The sequence below is a fragment of the Acutalibacter sp. 1XD8-36 genome, assembly GCF_009917525.1.
Classification (GTDB): domain Bacteria; phylum Bacillota; class Clostridia; order Oscillospirales; family Acutalibacteraceae; genus Acutalibacter.
The window spans coordinates 34,304-55,058 of record NZ_QZDU01000006.1 but is presented as its reverse complement, the minus strand read 5'-3'; the positions used below and the strand labels follow the sequence as shown (position 1 = coordinate 55,058).

The 20,755-nt window shown below is 53.8% G+C and carries 25 protein-coding genes and 3 pseudogenes; 17 read left to right on the top strand and 11 right to left on the bottom strand.

Features of this window, described 5'->3' with window-relative positions:
* The first annotated feature begins 48 nt into the window (after positions 1-48).
* The 11 genes and pseudogenes from D5270_RS17130 to D5270_RS10595 all read left to right on the top strand — a co-directional run bounded on the left by D5270_RS17130 (position 49) and on the right by D5270_RS10595 (position 7,584).
* Positions 49-1,677, top strand: a complete 1,629-nt coding sequence (locus D5270_RS17130; RefSeq protein ID WP_166544087.1) for a tape measure protein — start codon at positions 49-51, stop codon at positions 1,675-1,677.
* Positions 1,678-1,709: 32 nt separating this feature from the next.
* Positions 1,710-2,027: an XkdQ/YqbQ family protein gene (locus tag D5270_RS10635; protein ID WP_330587479.1), complete on the top strand. Its 318-nt coding sequence runs from the start codon at positions 1,710-1,712 to the stop codon at positions 2,025-2,027.
* Positions 2,020-2,433: a DUF2577 domain-containing protein gene (locus D5270_RS10630; protein ID WP_166544086.1), complete on the top strand. Its 414-nt coding sequence runs from the start codon at positions 2,020-2,022 to the stop codon at positions 2,431-2,433. Before D5270_RS10635 ends, D5270_RS10630 begins: the two co-directional genes overlap by 8 nt.
* Complete coding sequence (locus D5270_RS10625) at positions 2,421-2,837, top strand: DUF2634 domain-containing protein (protein ID WP_442858600.1); 417 nt, start codon at positions 2,421-2,423, stop codon at positions 2,835-2,837. The genes D5270_RS10630 and D5270_RS10625 overlap by 13 nt, the downstream gene beginning before the upstream one ends.
* Positions 2,838-4,040 carry a baseplate J/gp47 family protein gene (locus tag D5270_RS10620; RefSeq protein WP_166544085.1) on the top strand — a complete coding sequence of 401 codons (1,203 nt, stop codon included), beginning with the start codon at positions 2,838-2,840 and terminating at the stop codon, positions 4,038-4,040.
* A pseudogene (locus D5270_RS16790) lies at positions 4,037-4,477 on the top strand (putative phage tail protein); the annotation flags it as partial. The gene D5270_RS10620 and the pseudogene D5270_RS16790, both read left to right, overlap by 4 nt.
* Before the next feature lie 195 nt (positions 4,478-4,672).
* Positions 4,673-5,077 (top strand): hypothetical protein, encoded by a 405-nt coding sequence (locus D5270_RS16785; RefSeq protein WP_243150334.1) that lies wholly within the window; start codon positions 4,673-4,675, stop codon positions 5,075-5,077.
* Positions 5,078-5,079: 2 nt separating this feature from the next.
* Positions 5,080-5,958, top strand: a complete 879-nt coding sequence (locus tag D5270_RS10610; RefSeq protein WP_166544083.1) for an N-acetylmuramoyl-L-alanine amidase — start codon at positions 5,080-5,082, stop codon at positions 5,956-5,958.
* Positions 5,958-6,266 carry a hypothetical protein gene (locus D5270_RS10605; RefSeq protein WP_166544082.1) on the top strand — a complete coding sequence of 103 codons (309 nt, stop codon included), beginning with the start codon at positions 5,958-5,960 and terminating at the stop codon, positions 6,264-6,266. The genes D5270_RS10610 and D5270_RS10605 overlap by 1 nt, the downstream gene beginning before the upstream one ends.
* A gap of 12 nt (positions 6,267-6,278) precedes the next feature.
* Entirely contained in the window at positions 6,279-6,692 is a 414-nt protein-coding gene (locus D5270_RS10600; RefSeq protein WP_166544081.1) for a hypothetical protein, read from the top strand.
* A 187-nt stretch (positions 6,693-6,879) separates the two neighbouring features.
* Positions 6,880-7,584 (top strand): DUF3800 domain-containing protein, encoded by a 705-nt coding sequence (locus tag D5270_RS10595; protein WP_207709358.1) that lies wholly within the window; start codon positions 6,880-6,882, stop codon positions 7,582-7,584.
* A gap of 398 nt (positions 7,585-7,982) precedes the next feature.
* On the opposite strand, the gene D5270_RS10590 is transcribed toward D5270_RS10595, so the two are convergent.
* The 5 genes and pseudogenes from D5270_RS10590 to D5270_RS10570 all read right to left on the bottom strand — a co-directional run bounded on the left by D5270_RS10590 (position 7,983) and on the right by D5270_RS10570 (position 9,691).
* Complete coding sequence (locus D5270_RS10590) at positions 7,983-8,297, bottom strand: hypothetical protein (protein WP_166544080.1); 315 nt, start codon at positions 8,295-8,297, stop codon at positions 7,983-7,985.
* A 49-nt stretch (positions 8,298-8,346) separates the two neighbouring features.
* Positions 8,347-8,442, bottom strand: a pseudogene (locus D5270_RS10585) (manganese catalase family protein); the annotation flags it as partial.
* The gene (locus D5270_RS10580) at positions 8,442-8,702 is read right to left on the bottom strand and encodes a spore coat protein CotJB (protein ID WP_291502059.1); all 261 of its coding nucleotides are present in this window, start codon (positions 8,700-8,702) and stop codon (positions 8,442-8,444) included. The pseudogene D5270_RS10585 and the gene D5270_RS10580, both read right to left, overlap by 1 nt.
* Entirely contained in the window at positions 8,699-8,893 is a 195-nt protein-coding gene (locus D5270_RS10575) for a spore coat associated protein CotJA (RefSeq protein WP_166544078.1), read from the bottom strand. The genes D5270_RS10580 and D5270_RS10575 overlap by 4 nt, the downstream gene beginning before the upstream one ends.
* Positions 8,894-8,971: 78 nt before the next feature.
* The gene (locus D5270_RS10570) at positions 8,972-9,691 is read right to left on the bottom strand and encodes an XRE family transcriptional regulator (RefSeq protein WP_166544077.1); all 720 of its coding nucleotides are present in this window, start codon (positions 9,689-9,691) and stop codon (positions 8,972-8,974) included.
* Positions 9,692-9,843: 152 nt separating this feature from the next.
* On the opposite strand from D5270_RS10570, the gene D5270_RS10565 reads away from it, so the two are divergent.
* Genes D5270_RS10565 through D5270_RS10540 form a run of 6 tightly spaced genes read left to right on the top strand, consistent with a single transcriptional unit; the run spans position 9,844 to position 14,030 of the window.
* Complete coding sequence (locus tag D5270_RS10565) at positions 9,844-10,095, top strand: hypothetical protein (protein WP_166544076.1); 252 nt, start codon at positions 9,844-9,846, stop codon at positions 10,093-10,095.
* Positions 10,085-10,423: a terminase small subunit gene (locus D5270_RS10560; RefSeq protein ID WP_166544075.1), complete on the top strand. Its 339-nt coding sequence runs from the start codon at positions 10,085-10,087 to the stop codon at positions 10,421-10,423. Before D5270_RS10565 ends, D5270_RS10560 begins: the two co-directional genes overlap by 11 nt.
* Positions 10,420-11,850 carry a PBSX family phage terminase large subunit gene (locus tag D5270_RS10555; RefSeq protein ID WP_166544074.1) on the top strand — a complete coding sequence of 477 codons (1,431 nt, stop codon included), beginning with the start codon at positions 10,420-10,422 and terminating at the stop codon, positions 11,848-11,850. The genes D5270_RS10560 and D5270_RS10555 overlap by 4 nt, the downstream gene beginning before the upstream one ends.
* A gap of 18 nt (positions 11,851-11,868) precedes the next feature.
* On the top strand, positions 11,869-12,318 hold the full coding sequence (locus D5270_RS10550) for a phage holin family protein (protein ID WP_166544073.1): 450 nt from the start codon (positions 11,869-11,871) through the stop codon (positions 12,316-12,318).
* On the top strand, positions 12,315-13,001 hold the full coding sequence (locus D5270_RS10545) for a peptidoglycan recognition protein family protein (RefSeq protein WP_166544072.1): 687 nt from the start codon (positions 12,315-12,317) through the stop codon (positions 12,999-13,001). The genes D5270_RS10550 and D5270_RS10545 overlap by 4 nt, the downstream gene beginning before the upstream one ends.
* A 30-nt stretch (positions 13,002-13,031) precedes the next feature.
* Entirely contained in the window at positions 13,032-14,030 is a 999-nt protein-coding gene (locus D5270_RS10540; RefSeq protein WP_166544071.1) for a M23 family metallopeptidase, read from the top strand.
* Here D5270_RS10540 and D5270_RS10535 read toward each other — a convergent pair.
* From D5270_RS10535 to D5270_RS10510, 6 genes and pseudogenes are all read right to left on the bottom strand, one after another.
* Complete coding sequence (locus tag D5270_RS10535; protein WP_166544070.1) at positions 14,005-14,769, bottom strand: nucleotidyltransferase domain-containing protein; 765 nt, start codon at positions 14,767-14,769, stop codon at positions 14,005-14,007. The two genes, D5270_RS10540 and D5270_RS10535, sit on opposite strands and share 26 nt — an antisense overlap.
* Positions 14,770-14,854: 85 nt before the next feature.
* Positions 14,855-16,630, bottom strand: a complete 1,776-nt coding sequence (locus D5270_RS10530) for a phosphoenolpyruvate carboxykinase (GTP) (RefSeq protein ID WP_166544069.1) — start codon at positions 16,628-16,630, stop codon at positions 14,855-14,857.
* A 124-nt stretch (positions 16,631-16,754) separates the two neighbouring features.
* Positions 16,755-17,267 carry an anaerobic ribonucleoside-triphosphate reductase activating protein gene (nrdG, locus tag D5270_RS10525; protein WP_166544200.1) on the bottom strand — a complete coding sequence of 171 codons (513 nt, stop codon included), beginning with the start codon at positions 17,265-17,267 and terminating at the stop codon, positions 16,755-16,757.
* Entirely contained in the window at positions 17,264-18,016 is a 753-nt protein-coding gene (gene surE / locus D5270_RS10520; RefSeq protein ID WP_166544068.1) for a 5'/3'-nucleotidase SurE, read from the bottom strand. The genes nrdG and surE overlap by 4 nt, the downstream gene beginning before the upstream one ends.
* Before the next feature lie 3 nt (positions 18,017-18,019).
* Positions 18,020-18,133, bottom strand: a pseudogene (gene nrdD, locus D5270_RS17250) (anaerobic ribonucleoside-triphosphate reductase); the annotation flags it as partial.
* Between the two features lie 110 nt (positions 18,134-18,243).
* Positions 18,244-20,541, bottom strand: coding sequence for an anaerobic ribonucleoside triphosphate reductase (locus D5270_RS10510; RefSeq protein ID WP_166544066.1), 2,298 nt, complete (start codon positions 20,539-20,541; stop codon positions 18,244-18,246).
* Positions 20,542-20,755 lie beyond the last annotated feature (214 nt).

Genomic DNA, 20,755 nt, shown 5'->3' with positions numbered 1-20,755 from the left:
AAAAGACCGCAAAAAACTTGAGGCAAAGCAAAAGGGGGCGCATTGAGTATGGCTAGTATACAGACAGGGGTAGAATTATATGACGGCTTTACAGGCCCCTTAACTTCCATTGTCAATGCGCTTAATCTAACCGTATCCGCATTTGAGGATATGCAGCGGGCCAGCGGCAATGAAATAGATACCCATACAATGGATAATTTGCGGGATTCCATAGCCCGTGCCGAAATGGCCGCGCAAAGCTTTAATGAGGAACTAAGCAACCTGGGGGGTAGCACTCCGGCGGTTCCAGAAATCCCCCCGGTTGAAGTTCCTTTAACTTGGAAAACAGACACCATGCCGGTGTTTCAAAATACAGGTATAGAACGCTTTGAAGCTGAGGTTCAGAGCGCTAATAATATGTTGGGTTCGCTTTACTCCACGCAAAGCCGCATAAATAACCAGGCGGCGAAAAGCAACATCTTCTCGCCGGATGCGTTACAGGATTTACAAGCCATGCAAGGGCGTATTGGCGCGATTCAGACACGGATCAATGAAATCACAAGCAACCCGGTTGATATCGGCACCGATGAAACAAACGCTGAATTGGAACAGCTCAGAGGGCACTTAAATCAAGCCCTGGCGGCTCAGGAAGCGCTTAATGATGCCGTGGCCGATATGGATGTAAGCCGCGCCAATGAAGCCTATTTACGGCTTTCTCAGACGATTGGCGGCACCGAGCGCTATATTAGGGACAATACCGGGGAACAAGAAAAGTTTAATCAAAAAGTTTCACAAGGCAATACAGAAGCCGGATCGCTCATGCGCACGATTGGCAGTATGGCGGCGGCCTATGCTTCTGTACAGACAGTTTCAAAGGCTTTGGGTTTGTCGGATCAACTTACTTCCACTACTGCCCGCCTTAATATGATGAATGATGGCTTACAGACCACCAAAGACCTACAGGGCATGATTTTCCAGTCTGCTGAAAGGGCGAGGGGGTCTTACCAAGCAACCGCCGATGCCGTTTCTAAGCTGGGCCTTATGGCCGGGGATGCCTTTGGAAGTTCTGAGGAAATAGTTGCTTTCATGGAGCAGATTAACAAGAAATTTGCTATTGCCGGTACAGAAGCGGCGGGCATAGATGCGGCCATGTTGCAGCTTTCTCAGGCTATGGGATCGGGCGTTCTCAGGGGCGAGGAATTTAACAGCATTTTGGAGCAAGCGCCCAACATTATCCAGTCTATTGCAGATTATCTTGATGTACCCAAGGGGCAGCTAAAAGATTTGGCCGCAGAAGGGCAGATTACCGCAGATATCGTGAAAAACGCTATGTTTGCGGCGGCAGACGAAACAAACGCACAGTTTGAAAGTATGCCCCAGACTTTCGCGCAAATTGCCACATCCATTCAAAACAATGCCATTATGGCTTTCCAGCCAGTGCTTGAACAGTTAAACGAACTGGCAAACAGTGACCGTTTTCAGCAGTTCGCCGATAACGCTATAGCGGCCATTACCACAGTTGCAGATATTGTGCTGCAAGCCTTTAATCTGCTTGTGATGCTTGCAAACTTTGTAGCCGGTAATTGGAGCTGGATAAGTCCGATAGTATATGGAGTTGCGGCGGCTTTCATAGCGTATCAAGTAGCTACATTGGCTGCAGCGGCGGCGCAAGCTATTCTAAACGGCGCTCTAAACTGACCTATGATAATGAGAAAACAGGTAAGCGGGAAGTGTACATAGCAAAAGACAGTTCCCATATAAACAAGTGGGGCCTTTTACAGTATTATGACACTCTCAAAGAGGGAGAAAACGGCGCAGCTAAAGCGGATGCCCTTCTTTCCCTGTATAATTGCAAAACCCGGAAACTCAAAATCACAAAAGCACTGGGAGATACTAGGGTAAGGGCCGGTTCCCTTGTGGCCGTTTCTCTTGACTTGGGGGATATCATTGCCAATACATTTATGCTGGTAGAAAAGGTGGTGCATACCTTCAAAGAAAGTGAGCATTTTATGGATTTGAATTTGCGCGGGGGTGAGTTCATTGCCTAACTATACTGGGTTTGTCCATATGGTGAAGCGTATAGCCCTAAATGCTGTAGAAAACAGTAAACCGGCGGCGGTGCTATATGGAACAGTTACCAAAGTTTCACCCATTGAAATCACAGTAGATCAAAAGCTGGTATTGGGTATGGCCCAGCTTGAATTTACCAAAGCTGTTACCGATCATTGGGTAGATATAGAGGTAGACCATGTGACAGAAAACCGGGGCGGCGGCAGCGGCGCAGCCGAATATGAAAGCCACAATCACCAATACAAGGGTTGCAAGCGCATTAGAGTGTATAACGGCCTTTTGAAAGGGGAAAAGGTTATTCTAGTACGTTTTCAAGAGGGGCAGCGCTTTCTTGTGCTGGATAGGATAAGCGAACACATTGTAAAGGGGGAATGGCTGGGATGATTCCGGGAAATGCCACATTGCTAAGTCTGCCGGTTGAATTTGTCGAGCAGCCCAGCAAGACCTATAAAATGAACCTCTACACGGGAGAGAGGATACAGGGCTACACTGACGGCCTGGAAGCAATTAAACAGGCCGTTTACAAAATTCTCAATACTGAAAGATACAGCTATATTATCTATTCCTGGAATTATGGGATAGAGCTGAAAGACCTTTTCGGTCAAGCGATATCGTATGTATGCCCCGAGCTGGAACGACGTGTAACGGAAGCGCTTACACAGGATAGCCGTATTACGGCGGTTACCGATTTTGAATTCGATACTTCAAAGCGAGGGGTGCTTTCCACCACCTTTACCGTTCACACGGATTTGGGCAGCTTTGAAGCTGAAAAAGAGGTGGAAATCTAAATGTATGAGAGCATGACTTATGATGTGATTCTCAAGCGGATGCTTGACCGTGTATCCAATAAGCTGGATAAGCGGGAAGGATCGGTAATTTGGGACACACATTCACCAACAGCTATAGAGCTGCAAATTTTATATCTTGAGCTTGACACGCTTATTAAGGAAGCCTATGGAGATACCGCGTCCAGGGACTTCCTTATTTTACGTTGCAAAGAGCGCGGAATCGCTCCCCGCCCGGCTACTTATGCTGTGCTGAAAGGGGTATTTACCCCGGCCACTGTGGATGTGGTAGGCAAGCGCTTTAGCCTTGAAACCGCAAATTTTGTAGTTACCGAGAAAATAGCCGATGGTGAATATCAAGTTCGCTGTGAAGAATCGGGAACAGGCGGCAATCAGTTTTTGGGCAGTATCATCCCTATTGATTATGTAGATGGCCTGATAAGTGCTGAGTTGGTCGAAGTGCTTATACCCGGCGAAGATGAAGAAGATACAGAAGATTTACGCGAAAGGTATTTCAATTCTTTTGGGGATAGAGCTTTCGGCGGTAATGTTCATGACTACCTGGAAAAGACCAACGCGATCCCCGGTGTGGGGGCCACAAGGGTTACACGGGTATGGAATGGGGATATTGCCCCCGCCGATATGATCCCCTCAAGCGCTGTTACAACGTGGTATGAAGGGATAATTGGAGAAGTAAACCCGGATGTGCAATTTTGGCTTTCTTCCGTGTATCATGCGGGCGAAGCCAAGAAATTGACAACCGGCGGCACGGTCAAGCTGACGATCCTTGATTCTGAGTTCGGGGTACCTACAGAAACTTTGATCCAAACAGTACAAACGGCCATTGACCCCGAAATTAACGCGGGAGAAGGGTATGGGCTTGCCCCTATAGGCCATGTGGTAACTGTAGAGGGGGCAGCACCCGTAAATGTGGATGTAAAAACTAATATTACATTTGATGTGGGTTTTGGCTGGGCTAACTTGCAAAACTCCATTGACACGGCCATATCTGACTATTTTACCGAGCTTAGACGGCAATGGGGCGATTCCCCTTATTTAATTGTGCGGATCAGTCAAATTGAAACCCGGATTCTTGCAATTAAAGGGATTGTTGATATACGGGATACAGAGTTAAACGGATTAACTGAGAATTTAACCCTTGACAAACTCCAAGTTCCCGTGTTTGGAGGTGTGAGCGAAACATGAGAACTGTTGATCTTGTTTCATATCTTCCCCCATTTGTTGCAGAGTACAAAGAAATCAGGGAAACGCTTACCGCTGAAAACCCAGAATTTAACCTTTTGTGGGATGCTACGGATCGGGTGCTGAAAAACGAATTTATAGCAACCGCTGATGAATACGGCATATCCCGATTTGAAAAGCTACTACAGATTTTTCCATCGAAAAAAGAAAGTTTGGAAAACCGGCGGGCAGTGGTGCTGAGCCGCATGATGGAGCAAAGGCCGTATACATACCGCACGCTGCAGCGTATGCTGGATGCGTTATATGGCCCGGATACAGCCCATTGTTTTCTGAGCCGGAACAGCTATTTGGTGAGCATAAAGATAAAATGGGAGAAACCGGAGCTTTTGCCGAAGCTCCGAACAATGTTAGACATTGTACTTCCCTCGAACCTTTTATATAACTTTACCTACATTATGTCCCCGGAGACCATTGAGAACAGTTATCGTTTCTCCTTTGTCAGACCGTTCATTCGGGGAAAGTTTCTCTTCAATGTACAGCAAATAGGTGGGTCAAAGCTTTTTTTAAGGTGGCCTGCAGCACATACAATAACCAACAGAGCTAAGTTCCTGGCAAGGTTAAAAGGAGGTAAGGCGATGCCATTAGACAAAATCCTAACATATTCCGGCGGAGGCCTTTTACTCCTGCTTACATTCATCCAGCTCGCGCCCGTTAAGCTGGACCCCTGGTCGGCCATAGCCCGGTGGATAGGCAGGGCCATAAACGGCGAGGTGCTGGACAAGCTGTACGGCGTGGAGAAGCAGCTGGCGGACAGCAACCGGCTTGAAATTTTACGCTTCAATAACGAGCTCCTGCGCTCTATAGGCCACACCAAGGAGGAGTTTATAGAGGTGCTGACAGAGATAGACGCCTACGAGGATTTCTGCAGAGACCACCCGGACTATCCCAATAACCGGGCCGTGCTGGCTATTGAGAACATCCGGGAGGTCTACAGGGAACGGCTCAAGAAGCACGACTTTTTACAGGAAGGAGCTCTCTAAAGGTGAAGTATTCCAACAGAAATAAGCCCCTGGTGTGTATACAGACCAACAGTACCTGCTATAAGAACACATATAAAATGCGGGTAAAGGGGGTGCTCTGGCACAGCACCGGCGCGAATAACCCCAACCTTCGGCGGTATGTCCAGCCAAGCGGGAACGACAGGGACTATGCGAGGCTAATCTCCCTGCTGGGCAGGAATCCCAACGGCAACGACTGGAACCATATCTATATGGAGGCCGGGCTCAACGCCTGGATAGGGAAGCTTGCGGACGGCACGGTTACTACAGTACAGGCCATGCCCTGGGACTACGCTCCGTGGGGGTGCTATCAGGGCCGAAACGGAAGCTGCAACGACGGCTGGATACAGTTTGAAATATGCGAGGACGGGCTTGACGATAGGGGCTACTTTGAGAAAGCCTATAGGGAGGCCTGTGAATTGACAGCCTATCTCTGTAAGCTTTATGGCATTGACCCTAATGGGAAGGTGACGGTAGGGAATATCTCTGTGCCCACTATTCTCTGCCATAAAGACAGCTACAGGCTTGGGATGGGGTCGGACCATGCTGATGTGCTCCACTGGCTACCAAGGTTCGGCAAGGATATGGGCTCTGTCCGCAGAGATGTGGCAGCATTACTTAAAAATGATACGGAGGGTGAAGACATGACGCTGGAACAGACAAGGAAAGTGATTCAGGAGGAGAACAGCCGTATAAACCCCACCTATAACACCCTGGAGGAGGTGCCCAGCTACTGGCGGGCTGACATTAAGGAGCTGGTGGAGAAGGGTATCATCGCCGGCACAGGAAACGGCAGGCTGGGGCTCACCAAAAGCGACTGCAAGGCTGCTGTCCTTGCCAAGCGCATCCGGGAGAAGCTGTGATGGCGGCGCATATGAAGGGCAGCCCACGGCCCGGCTATTCAAAGAAGCTGATATCCGACATCCGCTGGCTACTGTGGGCCGTGACAATCGGGGGCCTGCTGCTGGCGGCGTACTGCATACATAACGGCTATGTGGGCTCTTTGCCCTGGCTTTCGGCGATGGTGGGCCTGCCCTGGACGGCTCATGGGGTGGTGTGCTCGTTTTATCTCAACATGGCGAAATCCGACCACAAAGAGGGCGGCATCACCTTTGAAAGTGCAAAAGCCGCCAATTTTGAATATAACCATGAAAATAGCCAGACATTTTAGGGGGTTACAAGCATGAATGAATTTATAGCAACGCTTTTGCAGGCTGTTTTAATTGCCGCCGTGCCGGTGCTGGCGGCCTTTGCCGGTAGGGGCATTAAGGCCATTGCCAGCTACCTGGGCCAGAAGTCCGAGAGCGAGACGGCGAAAGGGTTTCTGGAGGCTGTGGCTGACGCGGTGAGTACCGCTGTCACCTACACCAGCCAGACCTATGTGGACGCATTGAAGAAGTCCGACGGGTTCACAAAGGAGAGTCAGGAGTGGGCCCTGAAGGTGGCTATTGCCAAAGCTAAGACTCTGCTGACAGAGGATGCTATTGAATATCTGGAGGCGGCTTATGGCAGCCTGGAGCGGTATCTGGAGGGCAGGATTGAGGCGGAGGTCCGCAATCAGAAGATGCGGGCGGGTACTTTGACCCTGAGCACGTAAGGACATAGGAGAGCCCCCGGCTTTCCCGGGCCGATGCTTCGGCTGGGAGGGCTGGGGGCTTTTCTTTTTGGTTTTCCAGGCTATGCCAGTTTTGAAGTGGGTAGTGCTTGCATCATTGCCTAAAAGGAGAATATTTGTTGCAATGTAGGTAGCTCTGTGCTATAATTTAAAAAATTGGCGAAATAGGGTGGACAATATCATAAGAGATATTTATTTTTTCTTCGATGACTCAGGCGTTTTGCACAGGAACGAGCCTAGCGGATTTTTTGTTTATGCAGGATATGTATTTTTATCTCGTCAAGACCTTGAGGATGCAAAGAGGAAATATATCCATGCAAATAGGCAAATCCGGCTCTCTACAAATAGAAAAGGGGAATTAAAGGCAGCAGGTCTGTCGTTCAAACACAAAAGGGCTTTGTTTACTCCATTACAGAATTGTGAAACTGTTTCACTAGCTGTAGACATCAGTAGAGTTTATGAGAGTATTCTATCAGATAAGCGTGCTATATGTCGTTATAAGGATTATGTTTTGAAGCGGGGTATTAAAAGCAAGTTGCAAGATATGATAAGAAGGGGATTACTATATCCAACGGAGAATGTCCGACTGCATATAAATATTGATGAGCAGTTAACAGCTACAAATGGATACTACAATTTGCGCGATTCTATTTTGGAAGAATTGGTTTATGGGATTTCTAATTGGGATTATGGAACATTCCATCCAAATGTGTTCTCTAGCGAGGTTTCAGTTGATATATTATATTGTGAATCGAAAAGTAATTATTTGATTCAAGCAAGTGATATATTGGCAAATCGTATTTGGACATCGTATCGCACAAATAATATTAAGTTGAGAGCTATTTCCAATCATTTGGCCTTGACATTTCCTTGAAAGCTGTGTATACTATGATTACAGGCAGAAATGCACTGTATACGTCTGATAACTGATACTTTGTATTAAGCGTACTGGTGAGTACGTCAGTTCAGATGGGGCGGCTGAACTCAGCCGCCTTTTTAATTTTGAGTAATTTCCAGAATACTGCATGGGCTCGGAGTACTTGTCCATCAGAAGCTCCAATGGGCAAGCCGGAACAAACACCGCCGGCCATCGTAATTGTCGGTGTAGAGCTTATAAGCTCTTGGCTCGCCAGGCTCTTTTTTGGTGGGGCCTACAAAGTCTGAGACGAAAGGCACGATTATCGTCTGGAGAGCGGTGAATAAGTTATAACGGAATATGAAAGCCCCCGGTCTTTCCCTTTGTTTGGATGAGCCGGGGGCTTTTGTCTTTACTTAAATCACCGCGTACTCGACCGGTGTGATAACATCAAAGTCATCAATTTCAGGAATTTTCTTCATTAGGTTCATTTCGGAAAACACAAACAACCGAAACTGTCCCGTAAGGCTCTCAGAGGGCAGCAGCGGCACGGCGAAGAACAGCTGATTCAGGAAGACAACGTCCTGCTCGAACACATTCTCTTGGCATAGAGAGAAGCGCAGCAGCCCTTCTTCATCTTTCGGAGCAGCCGTCGGCTTGGCGTTTTGGTGGAACCACGCCAGGTAACGCTCGTAGACCCATTTGAAATCTTTTCCGTTTTGTATTGACATAAGCCCATCCCTTTCTGTTGTTTATTGGCTTATATCACATTATACATGATGGCCCGCCATACTGGCTCATAATTATCTTCGCCAGCTTTGGGTTTGGATTTTTAATGCGCACAGGGTGCTGCAGTCGCTTCTCGTATACAAACATTACTCGTTACCCTCCCTCTCCCAGGGCCAGGGACCGTTTATCCAGTCCCAGCGGCTGGTCTTGCTGCTGAGCTCGTTTAAGGGCCCGAAGGCCTCCTCGTACTCCTTTACCTGCTGCTCGAGCCGCCCGCGGTACTCTTCCAGGCGGCGGGCGGCCTCGCAGTTGTTGGGGTGGGTATCGAGAAACAGGTGCAGCTCCCAGCAGGCGAACCGCATGGCGCTTAGCCTCCGCTTCATGGCCTCTCTCTGGTTGTCGTTCACCGGGGCTCGCCCCCTCTCCTGCCGTAGAAGGGCTTATCCAGCACGGGGAAAAGGGTGCCGCTGTCCAGCGCCCGCTCGGCACTGTGCAGGTTGCTGCTCCACTGCTGGTAGGGCACATATGCCATAGCCGGGACCGGGTCCGCCGGGAGCGGGGTTGGGTCCGGGCCGCAGGGCTCAAATTTATCTGCCATATTCTTAGCTCCTCTCATAAAAATAGCCTGGGGATTGTCCCCAGGACTATTTTATGCGGCGGAGCTATTTATGTGCGCCTATATAGTGAGCTTGCCCAGGGCACGGCCCTGGCACCAGAGGGTGTCGTAGTCGTGCAGCTCTATGGGCTTGTATTTTGAGTTCAGTGAGATTAGCTCCCTATGGCCCAGCTGCTTGATATAGCCGTCGCCGTTGAGGAAGAAGATACCTATTTCCCCCTCCCTGACGCAGTCCTCTACCCGCTCCACAAAGACGATATCGCCGTCCCTAAAGGCGGGCTCCATGCTGTCGCCGTTTACCCGCACACAGAAGTGGGCGCGCTTTGGCACCAGCTCACCGGGTATCTCCAGCCTGGTCTTATAGGCCGGGTCCGCCCAGGGCTCCCCGGTCCCCGCGCTCACCGCCAAATCGTAGCAGTTTATATGCGTGACCCATCTCTCGCCGTCACTTTCCGGCTCAGTAGGGCTTGCCATACGCTCATACTCCTTCTGGAGTATAGTGTCCACCAAATCCCGACCGTGGAGGTCTAGCAGACGGTACTTGCGCAGCTGCCCCAGCTCCTCGGGGGTGACGGTTCCGGCGCCCTTTGTGCCCAGCAGCTCATCGGCGGGCACATCCAAAAGGTCTATCAGCTGCCTAAGGCGGTTTACATCCGGCTGGCGGCGGCCTGTTTCATAGCCGGAATAGGTCGTCTTGTCCACGCCAAGCTCTGAGGCCATCTCAGCCTGGGTCAGTCCTGCTGCCATACGTGCGGATTTCAGTTGTTCGGGAAAGCTCATCTCGCTCACTCCTTTAGGATAAGTATATCCCATTTGTGGGCGAATTGTCAACTAAAATCAAAATTCTCTTGACAAGCTGTCGATTTGACATTATAATATAAATTAGATTGACGATTCGTCAATAGATTTTCACAGGTGAGGGGGAAACCACTATGACACCGACAGATAACTGGACCTGCTGGGCACACTTCGACTATGAGCAGATGGCAGAGGAGGCCAGACGGGAGCGGGACAGCCTTAGCAGTATTGTGAAGGCCCGGCGCAGACAGCGGCCAAAGAACCCGGACAAGGCCATGCTCTGGGAGCAGCAGAGCAAAAGGTACTATGAGATGTACCTGGAGCAGCGGAAGAACGCCATTGAATTTGAGCACCGGGCCCGGAAGAGGAGGGCGTATGGGTCATAAGAAGCTCAGCGGTAAAAAATACGGCGGCCTTGCAGAGGCCTACTTCCTGCACTGCCGGGAGCAGGAGCAGCACCCCTCTCTGCCGGGGCTGGCGCTGGCCTTTGGGCTGGACAGCAGCTCTGAGCTCTATAAGCTCATGTCCGGGGGAGGCAAGGCGGGCAGGGTCGTGAAAAGGGCCGTGACCCGGGTTGAGGAGGCCAATATCCAGTCGGTCTACCATAAGGACACTGCCCAGAGCGCCAAGTTTATCCTGCAGAACGGCTTCGGCTACAGCGAGAGGCCAGGGGCTGCCGAGAGCGGGGAAATCCAGGTGGAGGTTAGGCCATGAAGGTTATCATTCCACAGGAGGCCTTCAATCCGGTATATCTGCCCCTTTTGTATGAGGAGGAGAGCCGGTATCTGGTGCTCTATGGAGGCGCGGGCAGCGGCAAGAGTCTGTTCACCGCCCAGCGGCTTTTGATACGGCTGATGGAGCAGCCAGGAAGAAACCTGCTTGTGGCAAGGGCTGTGGCGGCTACACACCGGGACTCTACATACGCCCTATTCAAGCAGGTCATAGGCCGGTGGGGGCTTACAAGCCTATTTAAGTGCTGGGACGGTGAGCTCAGGATTACCTGCGCAAACGGCAACGGTGTGATATTCAAGGGGCTGGACGACCCGGAGAAGCTGAAGTCCGTCACGTTCCCTGGCGGCGAGCTGACGGATGTGTGGATAGAGGAGGCCTCAGAGCTCACCGAGGGCCAGTTTAATCAGCTTGACCTGAGGCTGAGGGGCCTGGGGCTTACCAAGCAGATGACCCTCACCTTTAACCCGGTCTCCTCAATGCACTGGCTGAAGCGGCGCTTCTTCGACAGCCCCGACCCCAGGGCCAGAGTGCTCAAGACTACCTATAAGGACAACCTCTTCTTAGACGGGGACTACCGCCGGACCCTGGAGGGCTACAGGGAGAGCGACCCATACTATTACCAGGTGTACTGCCTTGGTGAGTGGGGGGTGCTTGGCAGGAGCATTTTTCATCCGGGAAGGGTTGCCGGGAGGCTTGAGAGGGTCCGGGGGCCCATTGAGAGGGGGGAGTTTATCTTTGAGACCGGCTATGACGAGCAGGCAGGCCGGGTGCTGATACGCCAGGAGACCGTGAGCTTTACGGGGGACGAGGGGGGCTGCGTCAGCGTGTACAGGCCTCCTGAGCCCGGGCACAGCTATGTTATCGGCGGGGACACTGCCGGTGAGGGCTCGGACTACTTTGTGGCCCAGGTGCTGGACCTGGACAGCGGCGAGCAGGTCTGTACCCTTCGCGGGCGCATGGACGAGGACGTTTACGCAAGGCAGCTATACTGCCTTGGCCGCTGGTACTGCTGGGCGCTTATAGCTGTTGAGGCCAATTTCTCCAGCTACCCTATGAGGGAGCTTGAGCGGCAGGGCTACCCAAACCAATATGCCCGGGAGGGCATAGACCCGGGGAGCTTTAGGAGCGTGCCGAGCTACGGCTTCCGCACCACCTCAAGCACCAGGCCGGTGATAATCGCGGGGCTGGTGGAGGTAGCCAGGGAGCATACGGACTGGATAAACGACCCTGAGACCCTGAGGGAAATGCTCAGCTTTGTGAGAAGCAGAAGCGGCAGGGCTGAGGCTCAGGCTGGGGCCCATGATGACTGCGTTATGGCCCTGGCTATCGCCTATCATGTGCGTCAGGGCTGGCAGAGGCCTGTGGAGGAGAGGGAGTGGAGCTTTACAGTCAGCAGGGCAAAATTTTGAGTTTATGGGGAGGTTAAGATGAATAACTTTAGTGATATAAAAAATCTGGTGATAGGGGCGCTGGCGGCAGCCGGCGCTGTGGCGGCGGAGGCCCTGGGGGGCTGGGACGTGGCCCTTAAAGCCCTGCTGTCGTTTATGGCGGCGGACTATATTACGGGGCTCATAGTGGCGGCGGTGTTCAGGCGGTCGCCCAAGACCCAGCTGGGAGCTTTGTCCAGCCGCGCGGGTTTTGTGGGGCTCCTTCGCAAGTGCTGCATACTGCTGGTGGTGCTGCTGGCGGTGGTGCTGGACGGTATGGCTGGGACAGGCGGCTTTATCCGCGCGGGGGTCTGCCTGTTCTTTACGGCAAACGAGGGGCTGTCCATACTGGAAAACCTGGGGCTTATGGGCGTGCCCTATCCCCGGTTTCTGAGGGAAATGCTTGAGGCCATGAGAAAGCAGTCTGACGAGGAGGGGGAGGGGATATGACGGTTAAAATGAAGCTCTGCCCAAAGGAGAGGTACAATATTAAGTGCCCCTATGGGCGGGAGCCGGACAGGATAGTGGTGCACAACACCGGCAACGACGCGCCCGCCATAAACGAGATAACATACATGATAAACCGCGGCGAGGAGGTGAGCTTCCACTTTGCCGTGGACGATATTGAGGCGGTCCAGGGGCTACCCCTGGACCGGAACGCCTGGGCCAGCGGCGACGGCCTCGGGCCGGGCAATATGGGAGGGATACATATTGAGATATGCTATTCCAAAAGCGGCGGGGAGCGGTTTGATAGGGCTGAGAATAACGCCGCAGAGCTCATAGCAAAGCTCTTAAGGGAGCGGGGCTGGGGACTGGATAGGGTGACGAAGCATCAGGACTACGACAGAAAAAACTGTCCCCATAGGACCCTTGCCCTGGGCTGGGAGCGGTTTCTGGAGATGGTGAAAAAATATTTGGGGGATGACTGTATGGACTACGAAAGGTTCAAGGAATTTATGGACAGGTATAATAGGGAGCTTGAGGGGAAGGTCCCTTCCGGCTGGGCAGGTGAGGCCTGGGGCTGGGCAAGGGAAAAGGGGCTGCTGGACGGCTCAGCTCCCAGGGGGCCGCTCACCCGGGAGCAGGCGGCTATGGTGCTGAGCCGTGTTCTACCCAGGGAGGAAAAGGCATAGAATAGACCAAAACTGTGGGGAGGCGGGAGCATGTTCTGTACGGTCAGGTTGAGGCGGCGCATTAGGCTGACAGCTCTTGGGGTCCTGCTGGCGGCGGCTGTGCTGGTGCCGGTGCTCTCTAAGGTCTGGGCGGCAGGGGAGGAGGCCCAGCGGGATTTTATCAAGTGGGTGGACTTCCAGGTGCCGGAGTCTGTATTAAAGGGGGCGCTGGAGGTGGATAAAGCCTCCCGCGAGGAGGGCGAGCCGGTGGACTGGATTGACCTGCTGGCCTACCTGGCGGCCAAGTACGGCGGGGATTTCAAGCTGTATAAGCAGTCGGATTTTGACAGTGCTGTGGAAAAGCTCAAAGCCGGGGAGGATATCTCAGAGACCCCCAGCTATTCCTATTACAGGGAGGCCTACGGGGCCGTGCTGGGAGGATTTGTAGGGGAGTTCCAGCTGGAGGGGGAGGAGGGCTGGGAGAGCTGCTACGGCCTTAAGGCATACTCTCCCATTGCAGAGACATTCCCATACAGCGACTATGACGACTTCGGCGTGGGCCGGGACTATGGCTACAGGCGCAAGCACCTGGGCCATGACATGATGGCGGCGGTGGGCACGCCGGTGATAGCGGTGGAGTCGGGGAAGGTGGAGGCCCTGGGCTGGAACCAGTACGGCGGCTGGCGTATCGGTATCAGGAGCTTTGACGGCCTCCGCTACCACTACTACGCCCACCTGAGAAAGGACCGGCCCTTCGCCGAAGGCCTGGAGCTTGGGGACACTGTAATGGCCGGGGACGTTATCGGCTATGTGGGGCGCACAGGCTACAGCGCCTCGGAAAATGTGAACGGCATAGAGCAGAGCCACCTGCACTACGGCCTGCAGCTTATATTTGACGAGAGCCAGAAGGAGGGCAACGGCGAAATTTGGGTGGATGTGTACCAGATATGCAGGCTGCTGAGAGGGCACCAGAGCACTGTCCAGAGGGACGACGCCACTAAGGAGTGGAGCAGGGTGAGGGGGTTTAGGGAGGAGGTGCCGCCCCAGTGATGAGTGCAAGCGCCGGAACAAAGCTTTTGCACTCCGCTACGGCTAAGGCTTCAGGCGGGCGTTCAGGGTAGAAAGACCCGATATAGTTGCGGATAACGCGTTCGCCGAAGCATTTCTCCGGGAAATCGGGGATGTGCTCCTGATACAGTTCCAAGATGCGGTATTTGTGCAGAGTTGGCTCGCCAAAGTGAAGCTGGGCGGCTGTTATGGCCTTATATGTCAGAAACATGGCCCGGAGGGTATCCGTCAGGTTCAAAGCGCTCAGCCGCTGGCTCAGAGCTCTCAGGCAGTCTGCGGCACACTCAGCGGGCGAAGGGGGCGTGGGCAGCAGGGCATTTATGTCGTCACCGTAGAGCATTTTGTGGTACGCCTTCAGGTCAAACATGTTTATTGAAAACGGCGGGTAGGGTGAAGGCACGCGAGCTTCAGCCTGCGTTTTGGGTATCAGGTCATCGGAAACTATACCAAAATCCACTCCGTCCGGGCACTGAGATGGGAACGGTCTGCCGTCTGTTATTGATGCGATAGCAGAGCGTATCTGCTGTAAGTCGCGTTCCCTGGCGGCAGGCTGTGTGTCGCGGAGTATTACGGTTATGTCAAGGTCGCTGCTACTATCCAGCCAGTCTCCCCGGCAGTAGGAACCGGAAACAAATACGGAGCGTACAGCGGGCAAGTCCGCATTGGAGAGGTATGCTGACAGTCCGGAAACTATTTCACTGGCGATTTGCTTAGTGTTCATGATAAAACTCCTTATAGTATACAAAAAGGGCAGTCGGTTTAATCCGACTGCCCTCCTATCATGCCATATTATGCAACTTGAGTGTTTACTTGCAGTTCTCCTTCAGCACCGCCAGCTGCTCCTTGAGAGCCTCGGGCAGCCTGTCGCCGAACTGCTTGTAGAACTCCTCGATGCCCTCGGCCTCCTTGGCCCAGGCGGCCTTGTCCACCACGAGGATGTCCTTCAGGGTGTCGATGGTGAAGTCCTCCAGGCCCTCCAGGTTGATGTCCTCAGCCTTGGGCACAAAGCCGATGGGAGTCTCAACGGCGTCAACCTTGCCCTCGCAGCGCTTGATTATCCACTCGACCACGCGGAAGTTGTCGCCGAAGCCGGGCCAGATGAAGTGGCCGTCGGCGTCGGTACGGAACCAGTTGACGTTGAATATCTTGGGAGCCTTGTCGCCCAGCTTCTCGCCCATCTCAATCCAGTGCTTGAAGTAGTCGCCCATATGGTAGCCGCAGAAGGGCAGCATAGCCATGGGGTCGCGGCGCACAACGCCTACGGCGCCGGCGGCGGCGGCAGTGGTCTCGGAGCCGGTGATGGAGCCTACGAACACGCCGGCGTTCCAGCTCTTGGACTGGTAGACCAGGGGTACGGTGTCGGGACGGCGGCCGCCGAAGATGATGGCGGATACCGGCACGCCCTCGCCCTTGTCAAACTCGGGGCTGATGCAGGGGCAGTTCTTGGCGGGAGCAGTGAAGCGGCTGTTGGGATGGGCCAGCTTGTTGCCCTCGGCAATGAACTCGGGGCCGTTGACCTTGGCGCCCTTCCACTCCTCGGCATTGACAGGGGGATTCTTATCAAGGCTCTCCCACCAGACGGTGTTCTCGTCCAGGTTGCGGCCCACGTTGGTGAAGATGGTGCCCTTCTGGGTGGAGATAAGGGCGTTGGGGTTACTCTTCATATTGGTGCCGGGGGCCACGCCGAAGAAGCCGTTCTCCGGGTTGATGGCATAGAGCCTGCCGTCGGGGCCCTGGCGCATCCAGCTGATGTCGTCGCCGACGGTCCAGACCTTGTAGCCCTTCTCGCGGTAGCCCTCGGGCGGAATCATCATAGCCAGGTTGGTCTTGCCGCAGGCAGAGGGGAAGGCGGCGCAGACATACTTCACCTCGCCCTGGGGATTCTCAATGCCCAGGATAAGCATATGCTCAGCCATCCAGCCCTCGTTCTTGGCCTGGTAGGAGGCGATACGCAGGGCGAAGCACTTCTTGCCCAGCAGCACGTTTCCGCCGTAGCCGGAGTTTACGCTGATGATATAGTTGTCCTCGGGGAAGTGGCAGATATAGCGCTTCTCCTCGTCGATGTCAACCTTGCAGTGCAGGCCCTTCACCCAGTCGGTGCTGTCGCCCAGCACGTCCAGGACCTTCTGGCCGGTGCGGGTCATTATGGACATGTTCAGCACAACATAGATGGAGTCTGTGACCTCAATGCCTATCTTGGCAAGAGGGGAGCCCACAGGTCCCATGGAGTAGGGGATGACATACATGGTGCGGCCCTTATAGCTGCCCCTGGCGATGTCAAAGAGCATCTTATAGGCCTTCTCGGGGTCCATCCAATGGTTGGTAGGTCCTGCGTCCTCCTCCTTCTTGGAGCAGATGAAGGTGCGGCCCTCAACGCGGGCCACGTCGTTGACGGCGGTGCGGTGATAGTAGCAGTCAGGCAGCTTCTCCTGGTTCAGCTTAATCATCTCGCCGGTCTCGCAGGCCTGGCGGCGCAGGTCTTCCACCTGCTCCTCAGAGCCGTCTATCCACACCACGTTATCAGGTGTGACAAGCTCCTTCATCTCCTCAAGCCAGGTGAGGACTGTTTTGTTGTTGGTCATGTTTGTATTGACTCCTTTCGCAAATAGAATTGTGTTAGGATAAAGTTGAAGCATTTCTACCTTATATTCTAACACAGCACAAAGAAATAATCAATGGGGTTTTTCCAAATTCTGTTCCCTTCCCTCAGTATTCCTGCTCCCAGAGGACGACCCTGCCCGCAGCCCTTGTCTTTTTCATATCGATGACCCTCTGGTTCTCGCTTCCCCTGAAGCTTAGCTCCAGGTTTTTCTCCGATTCAATAAAGGGGCCGTCTATGAGAAGGTCGGCTTCATGGAGCAGCGCCTGCACGTCCGGGTCGGGGGAGCCTGCCAGCTCCTCATATACGTAGCCAGTGTAAAGTACCACATCTTTACATGCTCCATGTACGAGCTTAGCCAGGCTGTAAAGGGCCCCTGCTTGACAGAATGGCTCGCCGCCGCTGAGGGTGATTCCCTTTAGGATGGGATTTTTCCGGAATTTCTCGAAAATCTCCTCCACGCTCATCTCCATCCCGCCCTCAAATGGGTGGGTCTGGGGGTTATGGCAGCCGGGACAGTTGTGGGGACAGCCCTGGACGAATACCGCAAAGCGGATACCAGGACCGTCCACTATGGACTCGGGCTCTATACCCGATACCTTTAAGCTCTCGTTGCTCACTGCCACGGTATCTCCCTCCGGCCCTCTACGCTCTGCTGCAGGCTATAGCCCAGGGGGGTCAGGGTGATGTAGCCGTCGTAAAGCCTGTCGTAGTCGTTATCGGCCCCGGGGCAGCGCTCCGGCGGCTTTGAGGGCGGGTGATAGAGGCTCTGCCCCTCGAATCCGGGCTCCGTATTCGGACGCTTCTCATAGGCCCCGCGCCAGCGGTTATCCCCAAGGGGCGTCCAGCAGAGCCCCTTTACCTCTGCCAGGGGCAGGGCGGGGATATTGATGTTGAGCACATGGCTGAAGTCATTATCCAAATCCAGAAGGCCGAATATGCCCAGGAAGGTTTCAACTGTCTGCATGTCGTCGGCGTCAATGGGTGATGACAAGGCGATTGCCTTTACACCCATCATGGAAGCCTCCAGCGCCGCCGCAACTGTGCCTGAGTAGAGCAGGTCCTGGGACAGGTTGCAGCCCCGGTTGGGGCCGGATATCACCAGGTCCACAGGGCCCGGGGCGAAGTTCATCAGCCCGAGCCTTGTGCAGTCCGCAGGAGTCCCAGAAACCGACCAGGCCGGTACGCCGTGGGGAAAATCCTCCCTATGGGCGAAAAGCGGCGAATGTATTGTCACGCCATGGCCCACGGCGCTGCAATTATTGGCAGGCGCCGTCACCGTCACAACGTGGGCCCTTGAGAGCCCCCCGGCCAGCGCCCACAGGGCGGGGGAATGGATTCCGTCGTCGTTCACCAGAAGGATATTCATGTCTCAGCTCTCCGAAAGGCTATGCTTTACCCGGTCCTTCTCCTCGGACTGCTTGGCGTTGTTCCAGCGGTCCATGGTGCCCACAAGATATCCTGTGATGCGGCGGATACGCTCGAACTCCCGGCCCTCGCCCACCATAATCTTGTCTGTGCCGGTGATGCCGGCCTCTTGCCTTGTAGTCATAATAAAAACCTCCTATATAATTTATACTAAAATTTAAGTTATTCTCAGCTTATAAGCCCCGAATAATCCGGGACGTCGTGATATTTCTTGCGCAGCTCGTCAAGCTTCTCTAAGGGTACACCTTCGCCGGAACGCCTGCCGCAGCGGGGGCAGACCTCGTTGATAATGCCGTTATAGCCGCAGACCGGGTCCCGGTCCACCGGGTGGTTTACAGAGCCGTAGCCGATGCCGGACTCCTTCATGCAGCGGATAATGCTCTCGAAGGCGTCCAGGTTTTTCGCCACGTCTCCGTCCAGCTCCACATAGCTGATATGCCCGGCATTGGTGAGGGCGTGGAAGGGGGCCTCCTTCTTTATCTTCTCAAAGGCGCTGATGGGGTAGTATACAGGCACATGGAAGGAATTGGTGTAATAGTCCCTGTCGGTGACGCCCTTAATTATGCCGTACTTCTTCTTGTCGCTGCGGGTAAAGGTACCGGAAAGGCCCTCGGCGGGGGTGGCAAGCAGGGTGAAATTCAGGCCGTACTTCTCTGAGAGCTTATCCATGCGCTCCCGCATATAGGTGATTATCTCAAGGCCCAGCTTATAGCTCTCCTCGCTCTCGCCGTGGTGCTTGCCGGTAAGGGCCACAAGGGTCTCCGCAAGGCCTATAAAGCCCACCGAGAGGGTGCCGTGCTTTAAGACCTCCGCCACGGAATCGTTGCGGTCCAGGCTGTCGGAGTCTATCCAGACCCCCTGGCCCATTAAGAAGGGGTAGTTATAGGCCTTCTTGCTGCTCTGTATCTTAAAGCGGTGCAGCAGCTGCTCAACGCACAAATCGATGCGCTCGTCCAAAAGCTCATAGAACTTCTTGATATCCCCCTTGGCCTCAATGCCTGTGCGGGGCAGGTTCACAGAGGTGAAGCTGAGATTTCCCCTGCCGCAGGTGGTCTCCCGCTTGCGGTCGTGGACATTGCCCATGACCCTGGTGCGGCAGCCCATATAGGCTATCTCCGTGTCGTAGTCGCCCTTCTTATAGTATTGCAGGTTGAAGGGGGCGTCGATAAAGCTGAAGTTGGGGAAGAGCCGCTTTGCCGAGACCCTCATTGCCAGCTTGAACAGGTCGTAGTTCGGGTCCTCCGGGTTATAGTTTATGCCCTCCTTCACCTTGAATATCTGCACCGGGAAGATGGGCGTCTCGCCGTCCCCAAGGCCGGCCTCGGTAGCTAACAGCAGGTTTCTCACCACCATACGGCCCTGCTCGCTTGTGTCCGTGCCGTAGTTTATGGAGGAGAAGGGGACCTGGGCCCCGGCCCGGGAGTTCATGGTGTTCAGGTTATGTACCAGGGCCTCCATAGCCTGATAGGTTGCCTTGTCCGTCTCCCTCCAGGCGGTCTCCTTGGCGTAGGCGGCGGCGTCCGCGGCCTCCTCCCAGGTTATCTGCTCAAAGCCGCACTCCTTCTGGTGCTGGGGCAGGTAGTCCACAAATGCTTTGCCATACTTGTCAGCATTCTTCATGGTGACCTTATTGTGCAGTTCCATTGCCGCCCTGTTTATCATGGCCTCGGCCTGGCCGTGGGGCATGAGCCGCCTGAGCTGGAAGAACTGTATAAGGGCTTTCAGGTACTCCTTATGGTAGGTCTTGTCCACACCCCGGGCCATGGAATAGTCAAAGTTCGGGACGCTCTGGCCGCCGTGCATCTCATTCTGGTTGGCCTGGATAGCGATACAGGCCAGGGCCGCATAGCTCCTTATGTCCTTTGGCTCCCGGAGATATCCGTGGCCGGTGGAAAAGCCGTTTTTAAACAGCTTTATTAGGTCTATCTGGCAGCAGGTCTCGGTGAGGGTGTAAAAATCCTTGTCGTGGATATGGATGTCTCCGTCGGCGTCGGCCTTCGCCAGGTGTGCCGGTATAACATATTTGTCATAAAAGCTCTTGGCCCCCTCGCTGCCGTACTTGAGCATGGTGCCCATGGCGGTGTCTGCGTTGATATTGGCATTTTCCCTTTTCAGGTCTACGTCCTCTGCGGGCACGAAGGTGAGGGCCGAGTAAATTTTCACCAGCTCGTCGTCCATCTCGCGGAGGCGCTGGTGCTGGGCCCGGTACAGGATGTAGGCCTTGGCTGTCTTGGCATAGTCGGCGGCAATGAGCTTTTCCTCCACAATATCCTGTGTCTGCTCCACAGTGGGGGTGGACTCCATACCCTCAAGCTCACCTACCACCTGGGCGGTAAGGTCATCCAGGTCCTTGTCGCTGAATCGCTCGGTGGCGATACGCACATTGGCCTTGAATATAGCCGCGCGTATCTTTGCCGGGTCAAACTTGACCTGGTCGCCGTTGCGTTTGATGATTTTTTTTGGCATCTTTAAAATATTCTCCTTCCCAGGTTGGGCAATATAGTTAACGCGGTTTAAAAATCGGTGTTCACCAATTTTCAAGTGTGTTTACTATTATCCCCGCATATACAGGGGACAGCTATTATTATATTCCAAACCGCCCGGAAAGTCAACTATATCTTGTACATATTTTTATTTCATTTTCTGCAATACCCCAAGATATAGAAAGCGCCAAGTCCCT